The 18,362-nt window shown below is 65.5% G+C and carries 21 protein-coding genes; 3 read left to right on the top strand and 18 right to left on the bottom strand.

From position 1 onward, the window contains the following. Window positions 1-50: 50 nt before the first annotated feature. The 9 genes from ACE3RX_RS16690 to ACE3RX_RS16650 all read right to left on the bottom strand — a co-directional run bounded on the left by ACE3RX_RS16690 (window position 51) and on the right by ACE3RX_RS16650 (window position 7,560). Window positions 51-506, bottom strand: coding sequence for a glycine zipper 2TM domain-containing protein (locus ACE3RX_RS16690; RefSeq protein ID WP_374486103.1), 456 nt, complete (start codon window positions 504-506; stop codon window positions 51-53). Between the two features lie 11 nt (window positions 507-517). After that, entirely contained in the window at window positions 518-1,453 is a 936-nt protein-coding gene (locus ACE3RX_RS16685; RefSeq protein ID WP_374486102.1) for a carbohydrate kinase family protein, read from the bottom strand. A 96-nt stretch (window positions 1,454-1,549) separates the two neighbouring features. Beyond that, the gene (locus ACE3RX_RS16680) at window positions 1,550-3,025 is read right to left on the bottom strand and encodes a DUF3426 domain-containing protein (RefSeq protein ID WP_374486101.1); all 1,476 of its coding nucleotides are present in this window, start codon (window positions 3,023-3,025) and stop codon (window positions 1,550-1,552) included. After that, window positions 3,022-3,924, bottom strand: a complete 903-nt coding sequence (gene prmA / locus ACE3RX_RS16675; RefSeq protein WP_374486100.1) for a 50S ribosomal protein L11 methyltransferase — start codon at window positions 3,922-3,924, stop codon at window positions 3,022-3,024. Before prmA ends, ACE3RX_RS16680 begins: the two co-directional genes overlap by 4 nt. 1 nt (window position 3,925) lies before the next feature. Then, window positions 3,926-5,287, bottom strand: a complete 1,362-nt coding sequence (accC, locus tag ACE3RX_RS16670) for an acetyl-CoA carboxylase biotin carboxylase subunit (protein ID WP_374486136.1) — start codon at window positions 5,285-5,287, stop codon at window positions 3,926-3,928. Window positions 5,288-5,296: 9 nt separating this feature from the next. Continuing rightward, window positions 5,297-5,758 (bottom strand): acetyl-CoA carboxylase biotin carboxyl carrier protein, encoded by a 462-nt coding sequence (gene accB, locus ACE3RX_RS16665; RefSeq protein WP_374486099.1) that lies wholly within the window; start codon window positions 5,756-5,758, stop codon window positions 5,297-5,299. A gap of 60 nt (window positions 5,759-5,818) precedes the next feature. Beyond that, complete coding sequence (gene aroQ / locus ACE3RX_RS16660; protein WP_374486098.1) at window positions 5,819-6,316, bottom strand: type II 3-dehydroquinate dehydratase; 498 nt, start codon at window positions 6,314-6,316, stop codon at window positions 5,819-5,821. 60 nt (window positions 6,317-6,376) lie between these two features. After that, the gene (locus tag ACE3RX_RS16655; protein WP_374486097.1) at window positions 6,377-6,937 is read right to left on the bottom strand and encodes a TlpA family protein disulfide reductase; all 561 of its coding nucleotides are present in this window, start codon (window positions 6,935-6,937) and stop codon (window positions 6,377-6,379) included. Next, window positions 6,934-7,560, bottom strand: coding sequence for a hypothetical protein (locus tag ACE3RX_RS16650; RefSeq protein ID WP_374486096.1), 627 nt, complete (start codon window positions 7,558-7,560; stop codon window positions 6,934-6,936). Before ACE3RX_RS16650 ends, ACE3RX_RS16655 begins: the two co-directional genes overlap by 4 nt. A gap of 86 nt (window positions 7,561-7,646) precedes the next feature. Between ACE3RX_RS16650 and mpl the strand changes: the two genes are divergently transcribed. Continuing rightward, the gene (gene mpl, locus ACE3RX_RS16645; RefSeq protein WP_374486095.1) at window positions 7,647-8,993 is read left to right on the top strand and encodes a UDP-N-acetylmuramate:L-alanyl-gamma-D-glutamyl-meso-diaminopimelate ligase; all 1,347 of its coding nucleotides are present in this window, start codon (window positions 7,647-7,649) and stop codon (window positions 8,991-8,993) included. A 70-nt stretch (window positions 8,994-9,063) separates the two neighbouring features. Here mpl and ACE3RX_RS16640 read toward each other — a convergent pair whose 3' ends face one another. From ACE3RX_RS16640 to ACE3RX_RS16625, 4 genes are read right to left on the bottom strand one after another with little or no spacing between them, the layout of a single operon-like run. Beyond that, complete coding sequence (locus ACE3RX_RS16640) at window positions 9,064-10,125, bottom strand: heme A synthase (protein WP_374486094.1); 1,062 nt, start codon at window positions 10,123-10,125, stop codon at window positions 9,064-9,066. Then, window positions 10,122-11,021, bottom strand: a complete 900-nt coding sequence (cyoE, locus tag ACE3RX_RS16635; protein ID WP_374486093.1) for a heme o synthase — start codon at window positions 11,019-11,021, stop codon at window positions 10,122-10,124. The genes ACE3RX_RS16640 and cyoE overlap by 4 nt, the downstream gene beginning before the upstream one ends. Window positions 11,022-11,046: 25 nt before the next feature. Then, the gene (locus ACE3RX_RS16630; protein WP_374486092.1) at window positions 11,047-11,601 is read right to left on the bottom strand and encodes a hypothetical protein; all 555 of its coding nucleotides are present in this window, start codon (window positions 11,599-11,601) and stop codon (window positions 11,047-11,049) included. Then, the gene (locus ACE3RX_RS16625; protein WP_374486091.1) at window positions 11,601-12,332 is read right to left on the bottom strand and encodes an SURF1 family protein; all 732 of its coding nucleotides are present in this window, start codon (window positions 12,330-12,332) and stop codon (window positions 11,601-11,603) included. Before ACE3RX_RS16625 ends, ACE3RX_RS16630 begins: the two co-directional genes overlap by 1 nt. Window positions 12,333-12,360: 28 nt before the next feature. On the opposite strand from ACE3RX_RS16625, the gene ACE3RX_RS16620 reads away from it, so the two are divergent. After that, window positions 12,361-12,555 carry a twin transmembrane helix small protein gene (locus tag ACE3RX_RS16620; protein ID WP_374486090.1) on the top strand — a complete coding sequence of 65 codons (195 nt, stop codon included), beginning with the start codon at window positions 12,361-12,363 and terminating at the stop codon, window positions 12,553-12,555. Here the strand turns inward: ACE3RX_RS16620 and ACE3RX_RS16615 are convergent. The 5 genes from ACE3RX_RS16615 to ACE3RX_RS16595 form a co-directional block, all read right to left on the bottom strand. Next, window positions 12,552-13,424, bottom strand: a complete 873-nt coding sequence (locus tag ACE3RX_RS16615) for a cytochrome c oxidase subunit 3 (RefSeq protein ID WP_374486089.1) — start codon at window positions 13,422-13,424, stop codon at window positions 12,552-12,554. The two genes, ACE3RX_RS16620 and ACE3RX_RS16615, sit on opposite strands and share 4 nt — an antisense overlap. 10 nt (window positions 13,425-13,434) lie before the next feature. After that, a complete protein-coding gene (locus ACE3RX_RS16610) occupies window positions 13,435-13,992 on the bottom strand; it encodes a cytochrome c oxidase assembly protein (RefSeq protein ID WP_374486088.1) in 558 nt (185 codons plus the stop codon). Between the two features lie 141 nt (window positions 13,993-14,133). Beyond that, window positions 14,134-15,732 (bottom strand): cytochrome c oxidase subunit I, encoded by a 1,599-nt coding sequence (gene ctaD / locus ACE3RX_RS16605; RefSeq protein WP_374486087.1) that lies wholly within the window; start codon window positions 15,730-15,732, stop codon window positions 14,134-14,136. Between the two features lie 10 nt (window positions 15,733-15,742). Then, window positions 15,743-16,918: a cytochrome c oxidase subunit II gene (gene coxB, locus ACE3RX_RS16600; protein WP_374486086.1), complete on the bottom strand. Its 1,176-nt coding sequence runs from the start codon at window positions 16,916-16,918 to the stop codon at window positions 15,743-15,745. 42 nt (window positions 16,919-16,960) lie between these two features. Then, window positions 16,961-17,392 carry a DUF2244 domain-containing protein gene (locus ACE3RX_RS16595; RefSeq protein ID WP_374486135.1) on the bottom strand — a complete coding sequence of 144 codons (432 nt, stop codon included), beginning with the start codon at window positions 17,390-17,392 and terminating at the stop codon, window positions 16,961-16,963. Between the two features lie 171 nt (window positions 17,393-17,563). Here ACE3RX_RS16595 and ACE3RX_RS16590 point away from each other — a divergent pair, with 171 nt between their 5' ends. Then, complete coding sequence (locus ACE3RX_RS16590) at window positions 17,564-18,172, top strand: SCO family protein (protein ID WP_374486085.1); 609 nt, start codon at window positions 17,564-17,566, stop codon at window positions 18,170-18,172. The last annotated feature ends 190 nt before the right edge of the window (window positions 18,173-18,362 follow it).

The raw sequence follows: 18,362 nt of genomic DNA, 5'->3' as shown, positions 1-18,362 counted from the left end.
CCTCAGCACCTCAGCACCTCAGCACCTCAGCACCTCAGCACCTCAGCACCTCAGCGGCTGACGCGGGTGTTGCGGCCGTCCTGTAGCAGGCGTACGCGCTCGCCGGGCTTGAAGTTCTCGCCGCCGTCTTCCTGCACGATGGCCAGCAGTTCGCCGTTGTCCATCTTGAGGGTAACTTCCACGCCCTGCTTGCGGGTGAAGCCTTCTTCTGCCGCTGCACCAGCAATGCCGCCGGCAACGGCACCGACTACGGCGGCGATCGCCGCGCCCTTGCCGGAGCCGACGGTGCTGCCGGCCACACCGCCGATCGCCGCACCGGCAACCGTGCCGAGGGGCGTATTGGTGCCTTCCAACTTCACCGGGCGGACGCTTTCGATGACGCCCATGCGTACGCTCATCACGCGACGCGTTTCGGTCCGTTCATAGTCGCCGCCGCCGAGGCCGGAGGCGCAGCCGACTAGGTTGACGGTGGCCAGCAGGGCGAGGGTCAGGGTAAGAGTACGCATGGGGTGTCCTTTCACCACAGGGTTGAGCCGAAAGCCGCGCGGTAGGCGTCGGCAATTTGGTCGCGGCTGGGGGCGTGGTTCTGCCCACCGCGACAGGCAATCTTGAGGGCGCCCATCAACGAGGCGAGGCGTCCGGTCTGATCCCAGTCCAGGCCGTTCTCGATGCCATACAGCAGGCCGGCGCGGTAGGCGTCGCCACAGCCGGTGGGGTCTTCGAGTGCCGCGGCGCGGGCACAGGGAATGTCGATGCGGCGACCGCCGGTGTAGATCTCGGAGCCTTCGCTGCCACGCGTGACGATCAGTGCTTCGACCTCGTTGGCCAGTGCCTCGATGCTGCGTCCGGTGCGCTCACTGAGCAGGCGCGCCTCGTAGTCATTGACCGTGCAGTAAGTGGCCAGTTGCAAGCAGGCCAGCAACTCTTCACCGTTGAACATTGGCAGCCCCTGGCCCGGGTCAAAGACGAAGGGAATGCCCGCCTCGGCGAACTGGCGCGAGTGCTCCAGCATGCCGTCGCGGCCGTCCGGGGCGACGATGCCGAGGGTGACGCCCGCGCTGTGTTCCACCTTGTTGAGATGGGAATGGACCATGGCACCGGGGTGGAACGCGGTGATCTGGTTGTCGTCCAGGTCGGTGGTGATGAATGCCTGGGCCGTGTAGGTGCCGGGCACGTGGGTTACGTGGGCGCGGGACAAGCCGAGGCTGTCCAGGCGTTCCAGGTAGGGGCCGGCATCGTCGCCGACGGTGGCCATGATCAGCGGATCGCCGCCGAGCAGCTTGAGGTTGTAGGCAATGTTGCCGGCGCAACCGCCGAATTCCCGGCGCATTTCAGGCACCAGGAAGGAGACGTTCAGGATGTGGATCTGCTCGGGCAGGATGTGATTCTTGAAATGGTCCTGGAAGACCATGATCGAATCGAAGGCGATGGAACCGCAGATGAGGGTGGACATGGCGTCGGCAGGATGTAGGCAAATTGATTATAGGGGCCGCCCTGGCGGGGCCGGCGCGGACGAATGTTGCCGGATGTTACCCGGCAGCCCGGCCCGTCAGGGGTAGAAGGCGTAGACCCGGTAGCCGGCTGCGGCCACGCCGGGCGCCTCGAAGCGAACCCGGGCTGCGACCTCCTTGCGTGCCGGGAAGGCATCCGGCGGCATGTCGGCGGGCAGCCACTGCTTGGGATCCAGAACGCGCCGGACCAAGGCCTTGTCGCGGGCGTCGGTCAGGGTAATTTCCAGGTGTGGCCAGGCCTGTGCGAACTCGGCGCGGTTGCGCAGCGTTGCATGCAGGGTGAAGAAAGCTTCGCGGTTGGCGTCGGGCTGGATGTCCGAACTCTCGATGGTGATCGAGGCTGACTCGCGGGGCAGCGGCAGGTCGCAGCCCATGCCGGCGCATACGCTCTCCATGAACAGGCGCATCTGCGGCGACGCCGCTGCGATGTCACTGCGGAATACGAGTACGCCCTGCGCCAGCAGGGTCAATAACAGCAACGTGGCGCCAGCCGCCCAGGCGGCCTGCTGCAGGGCAGAGGGGCCTGTTGGTTCTTCCGTGGCCTCTTCTGCGAAAGCCTCCGTCTCGTCCTGTTCGTTGTTTGTTGGTTCGCTTGCGTCGGCCGGCGCAGGGGGCGCCTCTATCGGTAGTCCGACGACGGCTTGTGGTGCTTCTGCCACCGCAGCGGGGGTGAGGTCCTGGTCCAGCGCCTGCACGGGCGTGCCGGGGGTTTCGTCCACGACCTGCTTGTGAAGCAGCGAATCGAAGTCGAGGGGGCCTTCCTCGATGAGGGATGCGTCGGGCGGGTTCTTCAGGTCGAGTTCCGACGCATCCGGCCAGTCGGGCTTGAAGGGGAATGGGGGGATTGCGGCAGGCCCAGCGTCTTCGGTGTGGTCCGTCAGCGGAGCATCGTCGTCCAGCGCCTCTTCATCCAGGATGAGCTCCGCCGGTGCGTCAGGCGTGGCGGCGTCAGCCTCATCCGGCACCGACCAGGCGTCGAAGCCTTCGGGCAGGATCTCGCCGCTGGGTTCGATACGCTCGTCGCCAGCTTCCGGCTGCGGGGGCGTCGCGGCGACGATGGGCTGCGCGTCAGAATCGTCGAGGGTGAGGAAATCCAGATCGTCGGGAATGGCCGCCTTGTCAGCCGGTTCGCCAGCGGCGGGTGGCGTGACCTCCTCCTCAGCCGGCAAATCGTCGGTGACGATTTCTCCGTCAGCGGGGCTGAGGTAGAACGTGCTCGGATCTTCCGCGGGTGTTGCGGTTCCCTTGCGCTCCTCCACCGGCAGTGCAGGCGCTTCAGGAGGTATTTCCTGCAGGACGAACAGGGGGGCGGCGTCGGCCTGCTCGGCAGCGGGCGGGCTGGTGGGTTCGGGCGGGTGCAGATCGTCCACCAGCGCCTCTTCCTCGACCTGGTTTTCCAGGGCGTTGAAGGCGTGCTTGCACTGGCCGCAGCGGACCCGCCCGTGACGGGCGTTCAATTGCTCGGGCTGCACCCGGAAGGTGGTTGAGCACGCCGGGCAGCGCGCGAGGATCATGGCTGCGCCGACGTCGGCCGTTCGCCCTCGAGGCGGACCCAACCGTCCAGGGTGGCGCCCACGCGCAGGGCGATGAAAGGGGCGTAGGCTTCGATGACGTCGTCGGCCTGGGCTTCCAGCACACCGGACAGGGCCAGCTTGCCGCCGGGCGCGACGCGGGCGGCAAGCAGCGGCGCCAGCATCTTGAGCGGATTGGTCAGGATGTTGGCCACGACCCGCTGGAAGGTGCCGTCGAGGGGCTTGGCCGACACCTGCAGGTGCAGGCTGACGCCGTTGTTGGCGGCATTGTCGGCGGCGGTCTCGACGGCTTTCTCATCGATGTCCACGCCAGTGACTTCACCCGCGCCCAGCTTGGCGGCGGCAATGGCGAGGATGCCGGAGCCGCAGCCGTAGTCGAGGACGCTGACGCCCGCCGGGATCTCCGTGGTTAGCCACTCGAGGCACAGGCGGGTGGTGGGATGCGAGCCGGTGCCGAACGCCATGCCTGGATCGAGCACCAGGTTGATCGCGTCGGCATCCGGCGATTCGTGCCAGGACGGCACGATCCACAGCCGGTCGGTGATGCGGATCGGGTCGAACTGGCTCTGGGTGAGCTGCACCCAGTTCTGCTCTTCGACCTCTTCGATGGTGAAGGGCGGCACGGCGTCGAGGCCGACCGCCGCCGACGCGGTAGCGAGGGCGGTGGCCAGGTCGATGTCGGTGTCGAACAGCGCGACGACCCGACTGTGGTCCCACAGGCTGGCCGGGTGCATGCCCGGTTCGCCGAACTGGGGCTTCTCGGCGTCGGTGCCGGCGTCCGCGTCGTCAATGCTGACCGACAGCGCGCCATGCTCCATCAGCGCCTCGGACAAGGCTTCGGCGCGGGTCGCGTCAGCCTGCAGGATGACCGAAATCCACATCTCAGACCTTCTTGACTTCGTTACGCCCGGCCAGCTTGTGCTCCAGGTAGTGGATGCTGGTGCCGCCTTCGACGAAGCGGGCGTCGAGCATCAGTTCTTGGTGCAGCGGGATGTTGGTCTTGATGCCTTCAACCAGCATCTCGGACAGGGCGATGCGCATGCGGCGGATCGCCTGGTCGCGGGTGTCGCCGTAGGCGATCAGCTTGCCGACCATCGAATCGTAGTGCTGCGGCACGGTGTAGCCGTTGTACACATGGGAGTCGACGCGGATGCCGGGGCCGCCGGGAACGTGCCAGTTGCTGATCTTGCCCGGGCAGGGAGTGAACTTGAACGGATCTTCCGCGTTGATCCGGCATTCGATGGCATGGCCGCGAAATTCGATGTCCTTCTGCCGGTAGTTGAGCTTCTGGCCGGCGGCAACGCGGATCTGCTCCTGCACGATGTCCACGCCGGTTATCAGCTCGGTGACCGGGTGTTCAACCTGCACGCGGGTGTTCATCTCGATGAAGTAGAACTCGCCGTTCTCATACAGGAATTCGAAGGTGCCAGCACCCCGGTAGCCGATCTTGCGGCAGGCCTCGGCGCAGCGCTCGCCGATACGGGTGATGTGGCGCCGCTCGATGCCCGGGGCCGGGGCTTCCTCGATGACTTTCTGGTGGCGACGCTGCATGGAGCAATCGCGCTCGCCCAGGTAGATCGCGTTGCCGTGCTGGTCGGCCAGCACCTGGATTTCCACATGACGTGGGTTCTCCAGGAACTTCTCCATGTAAACCGTCGAGTTGCCGAAGAACGCGCCAGCCTCGGATCGGGTGGTGGTGACGGCATTGAGTAGCGCGGCCTCGGTGTGCACCACGCGCATGCCGCGACCGCCGCCACCGCCGGCGGCCTTGATGATCACCGGGTAGCCGATGGCGCGGGCGATCTTGACGATCTCCTTTGGGTCTTCGGGCAGCGCGCCGTCGGAGCCGGGCACACAGGGCACGCCGGCAGCCTTCATGGCGTCCTTGGCCGAGACCTTGTCGCCCATCAGGCGGATGGTTTCTGCGCGCGGACCGATGAAGACGAAGCCGGATTGCTCGACCCGCTCGGCGAAGTCGGCGTTCTCGGACAGGAAGCCGTAGCCCGGGTGGATGGCTTCGGCATCGGTGACCTCGGCGGCGGAGATCAGTGCCGGAATGTTGAGGTAGCTGAGGGCCGACGAGGCGGGGCCAATGCACACGGATTCGTCAGCCAGCTTGACATACTTGGCCTCGGCGTCCGGCTCGGAGTGGACGGCGACAGTCTTGATGCCCAGCTCACGGCACGCGCGCAGTATGCGCAGCGCGATCTCGCCCCGGTTGGCGATCAGGATTTTTTCGAACATCGCCATGATTTAGCCGATGACGAAGAGGGGTTCGCCGTATTCCAGCGGTTCGCCGTTCTCGACCAGGATGGCCTTCACGGTGCCGGCCACCTCGGCTTCGATCTCGTTCATCAGCTTCATGGCTTCGATGATGCACAGCACGTCGCCAACGGCAACGCTCTGGCCGACTTCGACGAGGGGCTTGGCGCCCGGAGCGGAGGCGCGGTAGAAGGTGCCGACCATCGGCGACTTGACCACGTGGCCGTCCGGCAGGGCCGCTTCGGCAGCGGCAGCAGGGGCGGCCGGTGCAGCGGCAGCAGGGGCGCTGACGGCGATCGGTGCGGCGGGGGCCTGGGCCACGTAGCTGACCGGCGCAGGGCCGGAGGCGTGCTTGGCGATGCGGACTTTTTCCTCGCCTTCAGTGACTTCCAGCTCGGAGATGCCGGACTCCTGGACCAGGTCGATCAATTTCTTGAGCTTGCGAAGATCCATAGTATTCCCCTTGATATGTAAAGCGGCCGGCAGCAAGGCCGGCCCGCCGATGTCTTGTGTTTAGGCGCGAGCTGCGCGCAGACGGGCGAGGGCGAATTCGAGGGCGAGTTGATAGCCCTGGGCGCCCAGCCCGCAGATCACCCCTACCGCCTTGTCGGAGAAGTAGGAGTGGTGGCGGAACGGCTCGCGGGCGTGGATGTTCGACAGGTGCACTTCGACGTACGGGATGGCAACGCCAGCAAGGGCGTCCCGCAGTGCGACGCTGGTGTGCGTATATCCTGCCGGATTGATGATGATGAAATCGACGGCTTCGCTTTCCGCAGCCTGCACGCGGTCGATGAGTTCGCCCTCGTGGTTGCTCTGGAAGGACTCCAATAGCACGCCATCGGCCTTGGCCCGGCTCTCCATCGCCGCATGAATGTCGGCGAGGGTCGTCAGGCCGTAGATGCCGGGTTCGCGGCGACCGAGCAGGTTGAGGTTGGGGCCATGCAAAACGAGAATCCGCAGTTGCGGGAGGTTCTCGTCAGTGGCTTCCTGGGTGCGGGTTTTGCGCGTCATGAATGCAAGTTTGCCGTAATTACGCGCAAGTTGTCCACCGCGAAGCCCCTCCCGGATGCGTCAGGACTTGCTCAGTTCGGCGAGTTTGCGGTCCAGTTCCTGCTCCGACAATTCGCCCAGTTTGACCAGGCTGATGCCGCCGTTGCGATCGATGACCAGCGTGAAGGGCAGGCCTTGGGAGCTGTTGCCGAGCTCTTCGGTGAGCTGGACCAGGGACGGATCGGCGATCACCAGCGGGTAGTCCACCGCCTGCTTGGCCTGGAAGCCGGCGACATTCTTGGCGGTATCGATGCTTACGCCGACAAATTGAACGCCTTTGCCAGCATATTTGCGGCTTAACGTCGAGAATGCAGGGATTTCCTTGCGGCACGGCGGGCACCAGGTGGCCCAGAAGTTGACCACCAGCACCTTGCCCTTCCAGGCCGAGAAAGGTTGCTGGACGCCTTTCGCGTCGGGCAGGTCGAGGGCCAGCAGCTTGCCGAGGGCGGCGCGCTGGGTCTGGGACAGGTTGGCGGCCGGTGCAGCGGTGTTGGCGTTGGCGGCGTACGAGGTATACAGGCCGGCAGCTCCGGCGGCCAGCGCAACGGCAGTGACGAGGGCGAGGGTGGTGAGGCGACTCATGGATGGATGGGGGCTTCGGCCGAGGTTTCTGTGACGAGGGCTTCGACGACAGACAGGCGCGCGCGTTCCATCTGGCGGGCGCCATGGTTGCCGCGGCGGTTCAGGCGCTCTACGTCCGGAGAATAGATGCGCAGCTTGAACGGGATGTCGTCCCAGTCGAAGACGAGGACCGCCTCCGGGCCGTCCGGCTGGTTGCGGCGAGGTTCGCGGTGCTCGTAGGCGACATTGTTGTTGAGGAAGAAGATCTCCACTTCCTTGGCGCTCTCTGGAAACAGGTCGATTTCCACTTCCGAGTAGCGCCCTGCGGTGCCTTCCAGCACCGGTCCGGTGAGGTAGGGGCGGAAGGCGTCCAGTTCGCGCATGACCTCGACGGCAGCCTGGCGCATGACGTATTGGCGCTCCAGGTGCTCTTCGTCCTGGAAAACGGCGAGGTAAGTGCGGACTTCGGCCTCAATCTCCGCGTTGTTGGGCAGTTCGTCGGCGGCGAGGGCGCCGAGCTGGCGGGCGGCCTTGCGCTTGGCGAAGCCGTAATCGCTGATGCCATCTTCGGCGATCATGCGGGCCGCCAGGGCGGCGATTTCACGACGCAGATTGCTGCGGTGTGGAACGGCAGGGCGCGGCATGAAAGGTCGAAGCTCCCCGTTCGATTAGAATAGATCCCATTCTACACACGACTGTTGCGGCACTGTTTCTGTCGCTTAGACGAATAATGCACATACACATTCTCGGAATCTGCGGAACTTTCATGGGCGGCGTGGCCCTGCTGGCCCGGGCTGCCGGCCATACCGTGACGGGCTGCGACGCCAATGTCTATCCGCCGATGAGCACCCAGCTCGAAGAGCAGGGCATCCGCCTCGTCGAGGGCTACGGGGTCGAGCAGCTCGACCTGGAACCGGACGTGTTCGTCGTCGGCAACGCGATCTCCCGTGGCAACCCCTTGCTGGAGGAGATCCTCGACAAGGGCCTGCCTTATGTGTCGGGCCCCCAGTGGCTGGCCGAGAACGTGCTGCAGGGGCGCTGGGTACTGGGTGTCGCCGGCACCCACGGCAAGACCACGACGACCTCGCTACTGGCCTGGATCCTCGAGGACGCCGGCCTCAATCCGGGCTTCCTGGTCGGTGGCGTGCCGAAGAACTTCGGTCTTTCGGCGCGGCTGACCGAGTCGCCGTTCTTCGTCATCGAAGCCGATGAATACGATACCGCCTTCTGCGACAAGCGCTCCAAGTTCGTCCATTACCGCCCGCGGACGCTGATCCTGAACAACCTGGAGTTCGACCACGCGGATATCTTCGCCGATCTGGCGGCCATCGAAACCCAGTTCCACCACCTGGTGCGCACCGTGCCACGTCTCGGCCGCATCGTCGCCAATGCCGCCGAGGAATCGCTGCCGCGGGTCATGCAGCGCGGCTGCTGGTCCGAACTGGAGTGGTTCAACGATGCGGCCGGCTGGTCGGTGGCAGAAGGTGCCAGCGAGGATGAAGTAGTGATCCGCCACCTGGGCAAGGAGATCGGTCGCCGCCGGCTGCCGTTGTCTGGCCGCCACAACCGGGCCAATGCGCTGGCGGCCATCGCTGCGGCGCGGCATGTGGGCGTCACCCCGGAAGTGGCGTTGGATGCGCTGAGCCGCTTCGAGGGCGTCAAGCGCCGCCTCGAATTGCGCGGCACGGTGCGTGGCGTGGCGGTGTACGACGACTTCGCCCATCACCCGACTGCTATCACGCTGACTGTCGAAGGGCTGCGCCGCCAGGTGGGCGACGCACGCATCCTGGCTGTGCTGGAGCCGCGCTCCAATACCATGAAGCTCGGTGTCATGAAGGACCAGCTGCCGGCCAGCCTGGTCCAGGCCGACAAGGTCTTCTGCTATGCGGCCAACCTGGGCTGGGATGCCCGTGCGGCGTTGGCGCCGATCGCTGGCAAAACCGTGGTGGAGGACGATTTGGATGCGCTGGTTGCCGCCATCGTGGCCGAGGCCCGCGACGGCGACCGTATCTTGGTCATGAGCAACGGTGGCTTTGGTGGCATCCACGGCAAGCTGCTGGCGGCTCTCGAACGGTAAGCCGCCAGGGGAGAGTCCCTGTGGGGGCGAATTCATTCGCCCCCACAGGGAGGGAGAGAGCTCCAGTACTTCAGCGCGCCGATTCAGTGTTCAGCTCGTTGAAACGCCGTGGAAAGCCCGCCGCCGGTTGCCGGTGGCGGGCTTTTTCCTTATTGAGCAGCGACCGTGCCGTGGCCAGCGTGACGCACAGCAGCAGCGCCGCGCCAGTGTTATGGGCTACGGCCAGCGGAAGAGGTAGCTGCAGCAGTACGTTGGCGATGCCCAGCCCGATCTGCAGCCCCAGGGCGCCGAGCAGCGCGAGGCCGGATCCGCGGCTGTGTCGATGGGCCAGCAGGCGCAGGCCGAGGCTGCCGACGACCAGCAGCACCACGCCGGCAAACAGGCGGTGGGTCCAGTGGATGGCAGTGAGGGCGCTGGCCGGCAGTAGGGTGCCGCTGGCGGTGATGCCCAGTTCCCGGTCCAGGGTGAAGGCGTGGTGGAAATCCAGCGCCGGGCTGAAGCTGCCCTGGCAGCTTGGAAAATCCGGGCAGATGGCAGCGGCGTAGTTGCTGCTGACCCAGCCGCCGAGGGCGATCTGAATGACGACGGTGGCCAGTGCGGCGATGGCGTGCGCCTGCAGGCCGATGTTGGTGTTCGTCGCTGGACGGAAGCCACGACCATCCCGTAGCACGAGGGCGGCGAGCAGCGCCAGGGTGGTCATGCCACCGAGCAGGTGGCTGGTGACGATCACCGGTTTCAGCAATTGGGTGACTGTGAGCATGCCCAGCGTGGCTTGCAGCACGACCACGCCGAGTAGGGCCAGCTCAAGCGTTGGCCTGCGCGTGGCGCGTTGCCGCCAGCCGAGCACGGCCAGGCCGGCGATGCACAGGCCCAGCGTACCGGCGGCGTAGCGGTGAATCATTTCCTTCCAGGCTTTGCCGGCTTCCACGCGCTGGCCGAAGGCCGCTTCGGCAGCACTCTTTTCGTGGGCGTGTTCGGGCACGCCGACCAGCTTGCCGTAGCAGCCGGGCCAGTCGGGACAGCCGAGGCCGGCATCTGACAGGCGCACCCAGGCGCCGAGGGAGACCACCACGAGGGCAAGCAGGAAAGCGATGATGGCCAGGGTGCGCCGGCCGGACGGGCGCGTCCTCATGCCAGGCGGTCCAGGAAGAGAGCCGCAAACAGGCCGGTTAGGTAGATCAGCGAATAGCGGAAGGCGTGTCGCGCGCGGGCGTCAGAGTAATTGCGCCACAGGGTCCAGGCTTCCCGCAGGTAGCCCAGATTGAGCAAGCTAACTAGCACCGCATAGACGCCACCGGACAGGCCCAGCGTGCAGGGCAGGTAGGACACCGCCGCCAGCAGCACGGTATACAGCAGGATATGCAGGCAGGTCAGCGGCACGCCGTGGCTGACGGGCAACATCGGCAGACCGGCGCGGGCGTATTCCTCGCGCCGGTAGCAGGCCAGCGCCCAGAAGTGGGGCGGTGTCCACAGGAAGATGATGAGGAACAGGGCCAGTGCCGGCAGGCCGATGCTGTCCGTCATCGCAGCCCAGCCGAGCACCGGTGGCATTGCGCCGGATGCGCCGCCGATGACGATATTCATCGGTGTGGCCGGTTTCAGGATCACGGTGTAGACGATCGCGTAGCCGAGGAAGGTGGCGAGGGTCAGCCACATGGTCAGTGGATTGACCGCCATATGCAGTAGCCACAGGCCCGCGCCACCGGTCAGGCAGGCCAGGCCGAGGGTCTCCGTCGGGCTGATCAGCCCCAGCGGCAGCGGGCGGCCGCGGGTGCGCGCCATGCGGGCGTCGATGGTCCGCTCCACCAGGCAGTTGATCGCCGCGGCGGCGCCGGCCACCAGTGCGATGCCGACGGTGGCGGCGAGCATCCGGCCGGCTGGCGGCCAGCCGGGCACGGCGAGGAACATGCCGATCAGCGCGGTGAATACGATCAGGCTGTTCACCCGTGGCTTGCACTGGGTCAGGAAGGCGCCGAGGCGCAGGCCGAGGGGCGCGGGGGCGGCGGTGCTGCGGAAGGTCGTCGGCATCGTGGTCTCTCCGGGGGATGCGTTGTCAGCCGGCCCAGGCGTAGCGGAGCAGGCGTTCCATGTCCTTCAGGATGCCGCGCGGGTCGGCGTCGGGGGCGTAGCGCAGGATGATCTTGCCCAGCGGATCGACCACGTACACCCGGTGACCGTGCCCATCCAGGTCGAAGGCCGCGCGGGCGGCGGCGCTGCGTGCCACGGCGGCATGCAGGTCGGGCTGCAAGGCATGCAGGGGGGCGACGTCGGGCGCTGCCTGATCGGAAAGCCAGGTGCGCTGGACCCGCGGCATCTGCTTGTAGAGGGCGACGTGGATCTGGCGGGTGGCGACGATCCAGTTGCGGCAGGCCGCGTCGCAGGGACCGGAGCCGGCGATCACCAGGCTCCAGTGGCCGTCGAAATCCTGTTTGCTGAGGGGTTGGCCGGAAGCGTCGGCCAACTGCGGTAGCGCGCGTGGCGGTGACAGCAGTTCGCCGTGGTTGCCAGGTTGGTCCGGGTGCCAGCCCCACGCATACAGCCCTGTGCCGACCGCGAAGGGCATCAGCAGCAAGGCCAGGATCAATAGCAGCGGGCGGTAGCGGCGCATCAGTGGCGCCTCCAGCCGAGGGCCAGCCAGATCAGAATCGCGGAGGCGGCGAAGCCATACCACTGGTAGGCGTAGGAAAGATGGCGTTCGAGGCGCTCGTCCGGGCGCGGCCAGTCGCGCACGAAGCCGGCCGGCGCGGCGGCATCCAGTTGTACCACCACCGGCTGCACCGGCCACGGCACGAGCCGGACGAAGCGGGCTAGATCGAGGTTCTGCCAGACGGGCTGCCAGTTGGTGCTGTCATCGCTGCCCAGCGTGAAGAAGCGGGTGCCCGGTACGACGGCGGTGCCGCGTAGTTCAAGCGGGCTGCTGGGCGTCTCTATCTTCGGAATGTCGGTGTGGCGGGCTGGAGCTTGAATCCAGCCGCGGTTCACCAGCACGCGCATGTTGCCGCCGTCGATGTGGAATGGTGTGATCACGTGGTAGCCGGCCTGTTCCCGATAGACACGGTTGTCGACGAGGAACTGGTGTTCGGTCTCGAAGCGGCCGCGGATCAGCACCGGCCGCGAGCGCAGGCTTTCGGCGTCGGCCGGCGTGCTGCCAAGGCTCACCGGCGCGTCGGCTCCGCGCTGGTCGAGCAGGGCTTGGGCGGCCTGCTTGCGTTCGGCCTTGCCGTATTGCCAGTTGCCGAGCTGGAGACAGCCAGCGGCGACGGCCAGCGAAAGCACGCCGCCCCACAGGGAAGGGCGGAAGCGGCGGCCGCTTGTGATGGCCCGGACGCCGGCGCACAATCGGCGAACCGGGTTCGGGGAGCGGGCTGTGGCATTCAAGTTGGCCGTGGTGTTCATGTTGTTGCTGGTGGTCGGCAGCCTCTTTTCGGGCCTGTTCTTCCTGTATCGCGACAAGGGCAACGGCGACCGGGTAGTGCGGGCGCTCACCTTGCGCGTCTCCCTCTCCCTTTTGCTCTTTCTCGGCCTGCTGCTGGCCTGGCATTTCGGCGCCGTGGGGCGCTAGAGCCAATAGACCACGACGAACAGCAGCAGCCACACCACATCCACGAAGTGCCAGTACCAGGCCACCGCCTCGAAGGCGAAGTGGCGTTTGGCATCGAAGTGCCCGGCCAGGCAGCGGCCGGTGACGACGGCCAGCATGATCGCGCCGAGTGTCACGTGGAAACCGTGGAAGCCGGTCAGCATGAAGAAGGTGGCGCCATACACGCCAGCCCCCATCGTCAGGCCCATTTCGGTGTAGGCGTGGTGGTATTCGTAGGCCTGGAAACCGAGGAAGATCACACCGAGTAGCACGGTGAGGATCAGGCCCAGGTTGAGTTGGCTGCGGGAGCCCTTCATCAGGCCCCAGTGGGCAAAGGTCAGCGTGACGCCTGAGCTCAGCAGCAACGCCGTGTTGATCGCCGGGATGCCCCACGCGCCCATCGGCGTGAAGGGGGCGCCCTTCGGGCCGGCGGTCGGCCAGGCGGCGGTGAAGTCCTTGTACAGCGTGAAGGCCGGGTCCATGTGGGCGAGGGCCGGCACCGAGATGTTGCGGCAGTAGAACAGCGCCCCGAAGAAGGCCGCGAAGAACATCACCTCAGAGCCGATGAACCACACCATGCCCTGGCGGAAGGACTTGTCCTCCCAGTCGGTGTAGGCGCCACGCTGGTTTTCGGCAATCACCGCGCCGAACCACTTGAACAGCACGAAGATGATCACCGCCGTTCCGCCGGCCATCACCCACGGCCCCGGCGCGAACTTGTTCATCAGCAGGATGAAGCCCAGTGCCAGCAGGAACATGCCGCCCGACAGAAAAACCGGGTAGAGGCTTGGCTGGGGCACGTAGTAATGGCCGGCGTGGGGCGCGGCGGAGTTGGCGTGCGAGGCGTGCAAGGCGGACTCCCTAGTTAGGATTCGGTGCCGGGAAGAAGGCGTAGGCCAGCGTCAGCTCACTGATCTCCTCGCCGATGTCGCCATCGACGACGAAGGTCAGGGCCATTTCGCGGCTTTCGCCGGGGGCGAGGGTCTGTTGCTTGAAACAGAAGCAGTCGAGCTTGCGGAAATGGCGGGCCGCCACAGTCGGTGACACGCTGGGCACGGCCTGGCCGACGATGGTCTGGTCGGACAGGTTGCGGACCAGGAAGCGGGTGGTGCGCAGTTCGCCAGGATGGATCTCGATGGACGGTTCAAGAGGGCGGATCTCCCACGGCAGGCCGGGCATCAGCGTGGAGGTGAATTGCACGCCCAGGCTGCGAGCGTAATTCACCGCGCTCGGCGGTACGTCCTTGGCCTGGATGGCGTCCTTTAGCGTCTTGCCGTTGAAACCAACGGCCCGGCACAAGGTGTCGTAGAGCGGCACCAGCGCAAAGCCGAAGGCGAAGAAAGCCGCCGCCACCAGCAGCAGGCGGGTGACCAGTCTGCCGTGCCGGCGCGGCGGTGGATTGAGTGCGGCTTCCCGCATGGCGGTGTCAGCGCTCGATCAGGAAACCGATCAGATACAGACCCAGCGCGATGGCGCCGAGTATCCAGGCGAAGCGGGACGAGGCGCGTCGGCGCTCGGCCAGGTCATCGGACGTGAAATGCATGATGTCCTCCTCCATGATCAGCTCGCCTTGATGACGGGCTGGGTTTCCCAGGAGTGGTGGGGGGGCGGGGAGCTGAGCTCCCATTCGAGCCCCTCGGTGCCTTCCCACACCCGGTCGGTTGCCTTGGCGCCGCCCTTCACGCAGCGCCACACGTTGTACGCGAAGATCAGCTGCGACAGGCCCAGCGCGAAGGCCCCTACAGTGGATATGGCATTGAATTCGGCGAACTGCAATGCGTAGTCGGGAATGCGCCGGGGCATGCCGGCGAGGCCCAGGAAGAACTGGGGCATGAAGGTGAAGTTGAAGCTGATCACGGTCAGCCAGAAGTGCAGCTTGCCGAGCTTCTCGCTGTACATGTGGCCGGTCCATTTGGGCAGCCAGTAGTACACGCCGGTCATCACGCCCATGATGCCGCCGGCGAACAGCGCGTAGTGGAAGTGGGCCACGACGAAGTAGCTGTGGTGATACTGGGCATCGGCGGCCACGTCGGCCAGCACCAGGCCGGTCAGGCCGGCGATGCCGAACAGCACGATGAAGCCGAGGGCGAACAGCATCGGTGTCTCGAAGCTCATCGCGCCGCGCCACATGGTGGCAATCCAGCAGAAGAACAGCACCGCCAGCGGCAGTGAGATCGACATGGTGCTGTACATGAAATACAGCAGGGCCGGAACCGGCAGGCCGGAGGTGAGGAAGTGGTGGGCCCACACGATCAAACCGAGCACACCGATGGCGACGAAGGACCACACCTGGGCTGTATGGCCGTAGACCGGCTTGCGGGTGAAGGTGGACAGCACGTGGGGCATCAGGCCCCACACCGGCAGCAGCAGGATGTAGACCTCGGGGTGGCCGAAGAACCAGAACAGGTGCTGGAACAGGATCGGGTCGCCGCCGCCGGCGGCATTGAAGAAATGGGTGCCGAAGTGGCGGTCGGTGAGCAGCATGGTCACGCCGCCGGCAAGCACCGGCAGGGTGATGATCAGCAGCACCGCGGTGACCAGCCAGCCCCAGCAGAACAGCGGCATCTTCATCAGCGTCATGCCGGGGGCGCGCATGTTGAGGATGGTGGCGATGATGTTGATCGAGCCCATGATCGAGCTGATGCCGAGGATGTGGATCGAGAAGATCGCGAAATCCACCCCGATGCCACCCTGCACCGACAGCGGTGCGTAGAGGGTCCAGCCGGTGGCGACGGCGCCGTCGCCGATGCCGAACAGGGCCAGGAAGAAGGGCATCGTCAGCAGCAGGGCGGCCGGCGGCAGCAGCCAGAAGCCCCAGTTGTTGAGGCGCGGCAGGGCCATGTCCGGCGCGCCGATCATCAGCGGGATCATCCAGTTGGCAAAGCCGGTGGCGGCCGGCATCAGTGCCGCGAAGATCATTACCAGCGCGTGCACGCCGATCAGCTGGTTGAAGAACTCCGGCTTCATCAATTGCAGGCCGGGCTGGAACAGCTCGGCGCGCACCCCGAGGATCATCGCCCCGCCGACGAAGAACATCAGCAGGGAGAAAGTCAGGTACATCGTGCCGATGTCCTTGTGGTTGGTGGTGGTCAGCCAGCGCAACAGGCCGGTCGGGTGGTGGCCGTCATGGTGATCTAGAGCATGGGACGCGGTGTTCATGCTGGGCTCCTCAGCGAAGTGCCTTGATCTGGGCGGGCTGGATCATGTCGCCCTTGGTGTTGCCGAAGCTGTTGCGCTCGTAGGTGATGACGGCGGCAAGATCGGCGTCGGACAGGGTGGTCTTAAAGGCCTGCATGGCGGTGCCGCTCTTGCCGTTCATGACCCGGTCCACATGGCTGTCGGGGATCAGCTTGCCATCCGGCGACAGCAGCGGGCCGTTGACGATCTTGCTGCCGGCCAGTGCCGGGAAGGCCGGCGGCAGGCCTTGGCCGGTGGGCTGGTGGCAGGCGGCGCAGATCTTGTCGTAGGTTTCCTTGCCGTGGGCCATCAGCTCGTCGCGGGTCCAGGTGCGGTCGCCGCTGGCGGCCGCGGCGGCAAGTTCGGTCTTCTTCTTGTCCACCCAGGCAACGTATTCGGCTTCCGGCACCGCCTTGACGACCACCGGCATGAAGCCGTGATCCTTGCCGCACAGTTCGGCGCACTGGCCGCGGTAGATGCCGGGCTCCTCGATGCGCACCCAGGTTTCCCGCAGGAAGCCGGGAATCGCGTCGCGCTTGACGCCGAACTGGGGTACCCACCAGGTGTGGATCACATCAGTGGAGGTGAGCAGGATGCGCACCTTCTTGCCGACCGGTAGCACCACCGGGTTGTCCACTTCGAGCAGGTAGTGTTCGCCCTTGGCTTCCTTGCCCTCGATCTGCTCCCGCGGTGTGGCCAGCGTGCTGATGTACTTGATGCCGGAGTCCGGGTATTCGTACTGCCACTTCCACTGCATGCCGGTCACCTTGAGCACCATGTCGGCCTTGGTGCGGGTGTCTTCCATGTCGATTACCGCGTGGAAGGCTGGAATGCCCATCAGCACGAAGTCGATGAAGAGCAGGATTGCAAAGGGCACCAGCACCCAGAACCACTGCAGGGCGCCGCGCGGGCCGCTGAAGCGGGCCGGTTCGGCACCGACGCTTTTGCGGTGGGTGATCATGGAATACACCATGATTGCGAACACCACCACGAACAGCACCGTGATGATGACCATGAACTGGTTGTGCATCGACAGCGTGTCGCGCCCGATCGGGGTGACCGGTTTCGGGAAATTCCACGTGAAGTCGGCGAGAGCTGAGCCGGAGACGAACAGGAGGCCGAGTGCAGCGAGAAGTCTGGCCTGGTAGCGGGGGACGATTGGGCTCAAGTCTCTACCTCTCTTTTCGTGGGATGATCGGACCCGCGGTGTCTAATGAGGTCTGGCGAGTCGGCTGGATAGATCCGAGAAAAGCTGTCTGCGCTGGTCGGGTGTCAGCAGGCGCCCCACGTGGGCGCTGTGGCCGTGGGAGCGGATACACACCAGGGGTTCGCGACTGTCACCGGGCTCTAGCGTGACGCGGGCCCAGGCAGTCTGGAAGCGCCGGCTGCACGAGGCGGCAGAGTGGCGGGTCGAGACGACCAGGCTGTCGTCGTCGAGATGGATGGATTCGTAGTCGGAGGCCTGGCGGTCGATGGCGCGCAGGGCCAGAAAAAGCAGGAAGAGTTCAATGCCGGCGAAGGGCAATACCAACCACGCGCCGGCCAGCAGGAAGGTCGTGCTGATGATGAAGCTGGCGGCGAGGATCAGGGCGATCAGGCCGCGACGCAGTGCGGGGGTGAGGGAGCAGTTGGGGCGCGCGATCCACGATCGCGCGCCCCCTGGCTCTTTACTTGGTATATCCCAGGCGTATACACCAGGCCCGGCTGCGTCTTATTGACGCAGATCAAATTCTGCGGGCAGTGTAGCATCGCCTCTGTGTTTTGCAGTGCACTTATTCAAAACGCAGTTAATTGAAGTATAAGGAATTTTTAAATGTTTGCTTTTTTGCGATGCACCATTGTTGCGTTTGCAGCATTTGGACTGCTGGCAGCCTGCTCCCCCGAGGGGGGCGGAGAGCCGCGTGAGGGCTTCATCGGCACCGACATCACAGGTGCAAATTATGCAAACGGCTTCAAGTTGACCGATCACCGGGGGCAGGTGCGTACGCTGGCCGACTACAAGGGCAAAGTCGTGACCCTGTTTTTCGGCTACACCCAGTGCCCGGACGTGTGTCCGACCAACCTGCTCAACATGGCGCAGGTGATGCGTGAGTTGGGGCCGGATGCGGACAAGGTGCAGGTGCTGTTCGTGACCATCGACCCGGAACGGGATACGCAGGAGCTGCTGGCCCAGTATGTGCCGGCTTTTGATTCACGCTTCGTCGGCTTGTATGGCGACCTCGCCACGACCCAGGCGGTTGCCCGGGATTTCAAGGTGTTCTACCAGAAACAGGGGGATGTGCAGGGCGGCCGCTACACGGTGGATCATTCCACCGGCACCTATGTCTTCGATCCCCAGGGGCGGCTGCGCCTATATATCAAGCATGGTGAGAAGCCGGCCGCCATCGTCGCCGACCTGAGGCGTCTGCTGGCGGGGAAGTGATGGGCAGCCTTGGAAGCTCACAGGAGGCGAGAGACGTCGGATGCGGTGAAGGCGGAGATGATGTTGTGGGCTGGGCCTGTGGGGCGAATGAGTTCGCCCCCCACGCCCCCCCCCCCAAAAAACCAGCGGCCCCCCAAAAAGCGGCCCCGCCCGGGGCCCGGGGGGGTCGGTGAAGGCCCCGGGGGCCCGG

This window comes from Zoogloea sp. (genome assembly GCF_041914405.1).
In the GTDB taxonomy this organism is placed as follows: domain Bacteria; phylum Pseudomonadota; class Gammaproteobacteria; order Burkholderiales; family Rhodocyclaceae; genus Zoogloea.
The sequence above is the reverse complement of the archived record's forward strand: the minus strand, read 5'-3'. Positions and strand labels throughout refer to the sequence as shown.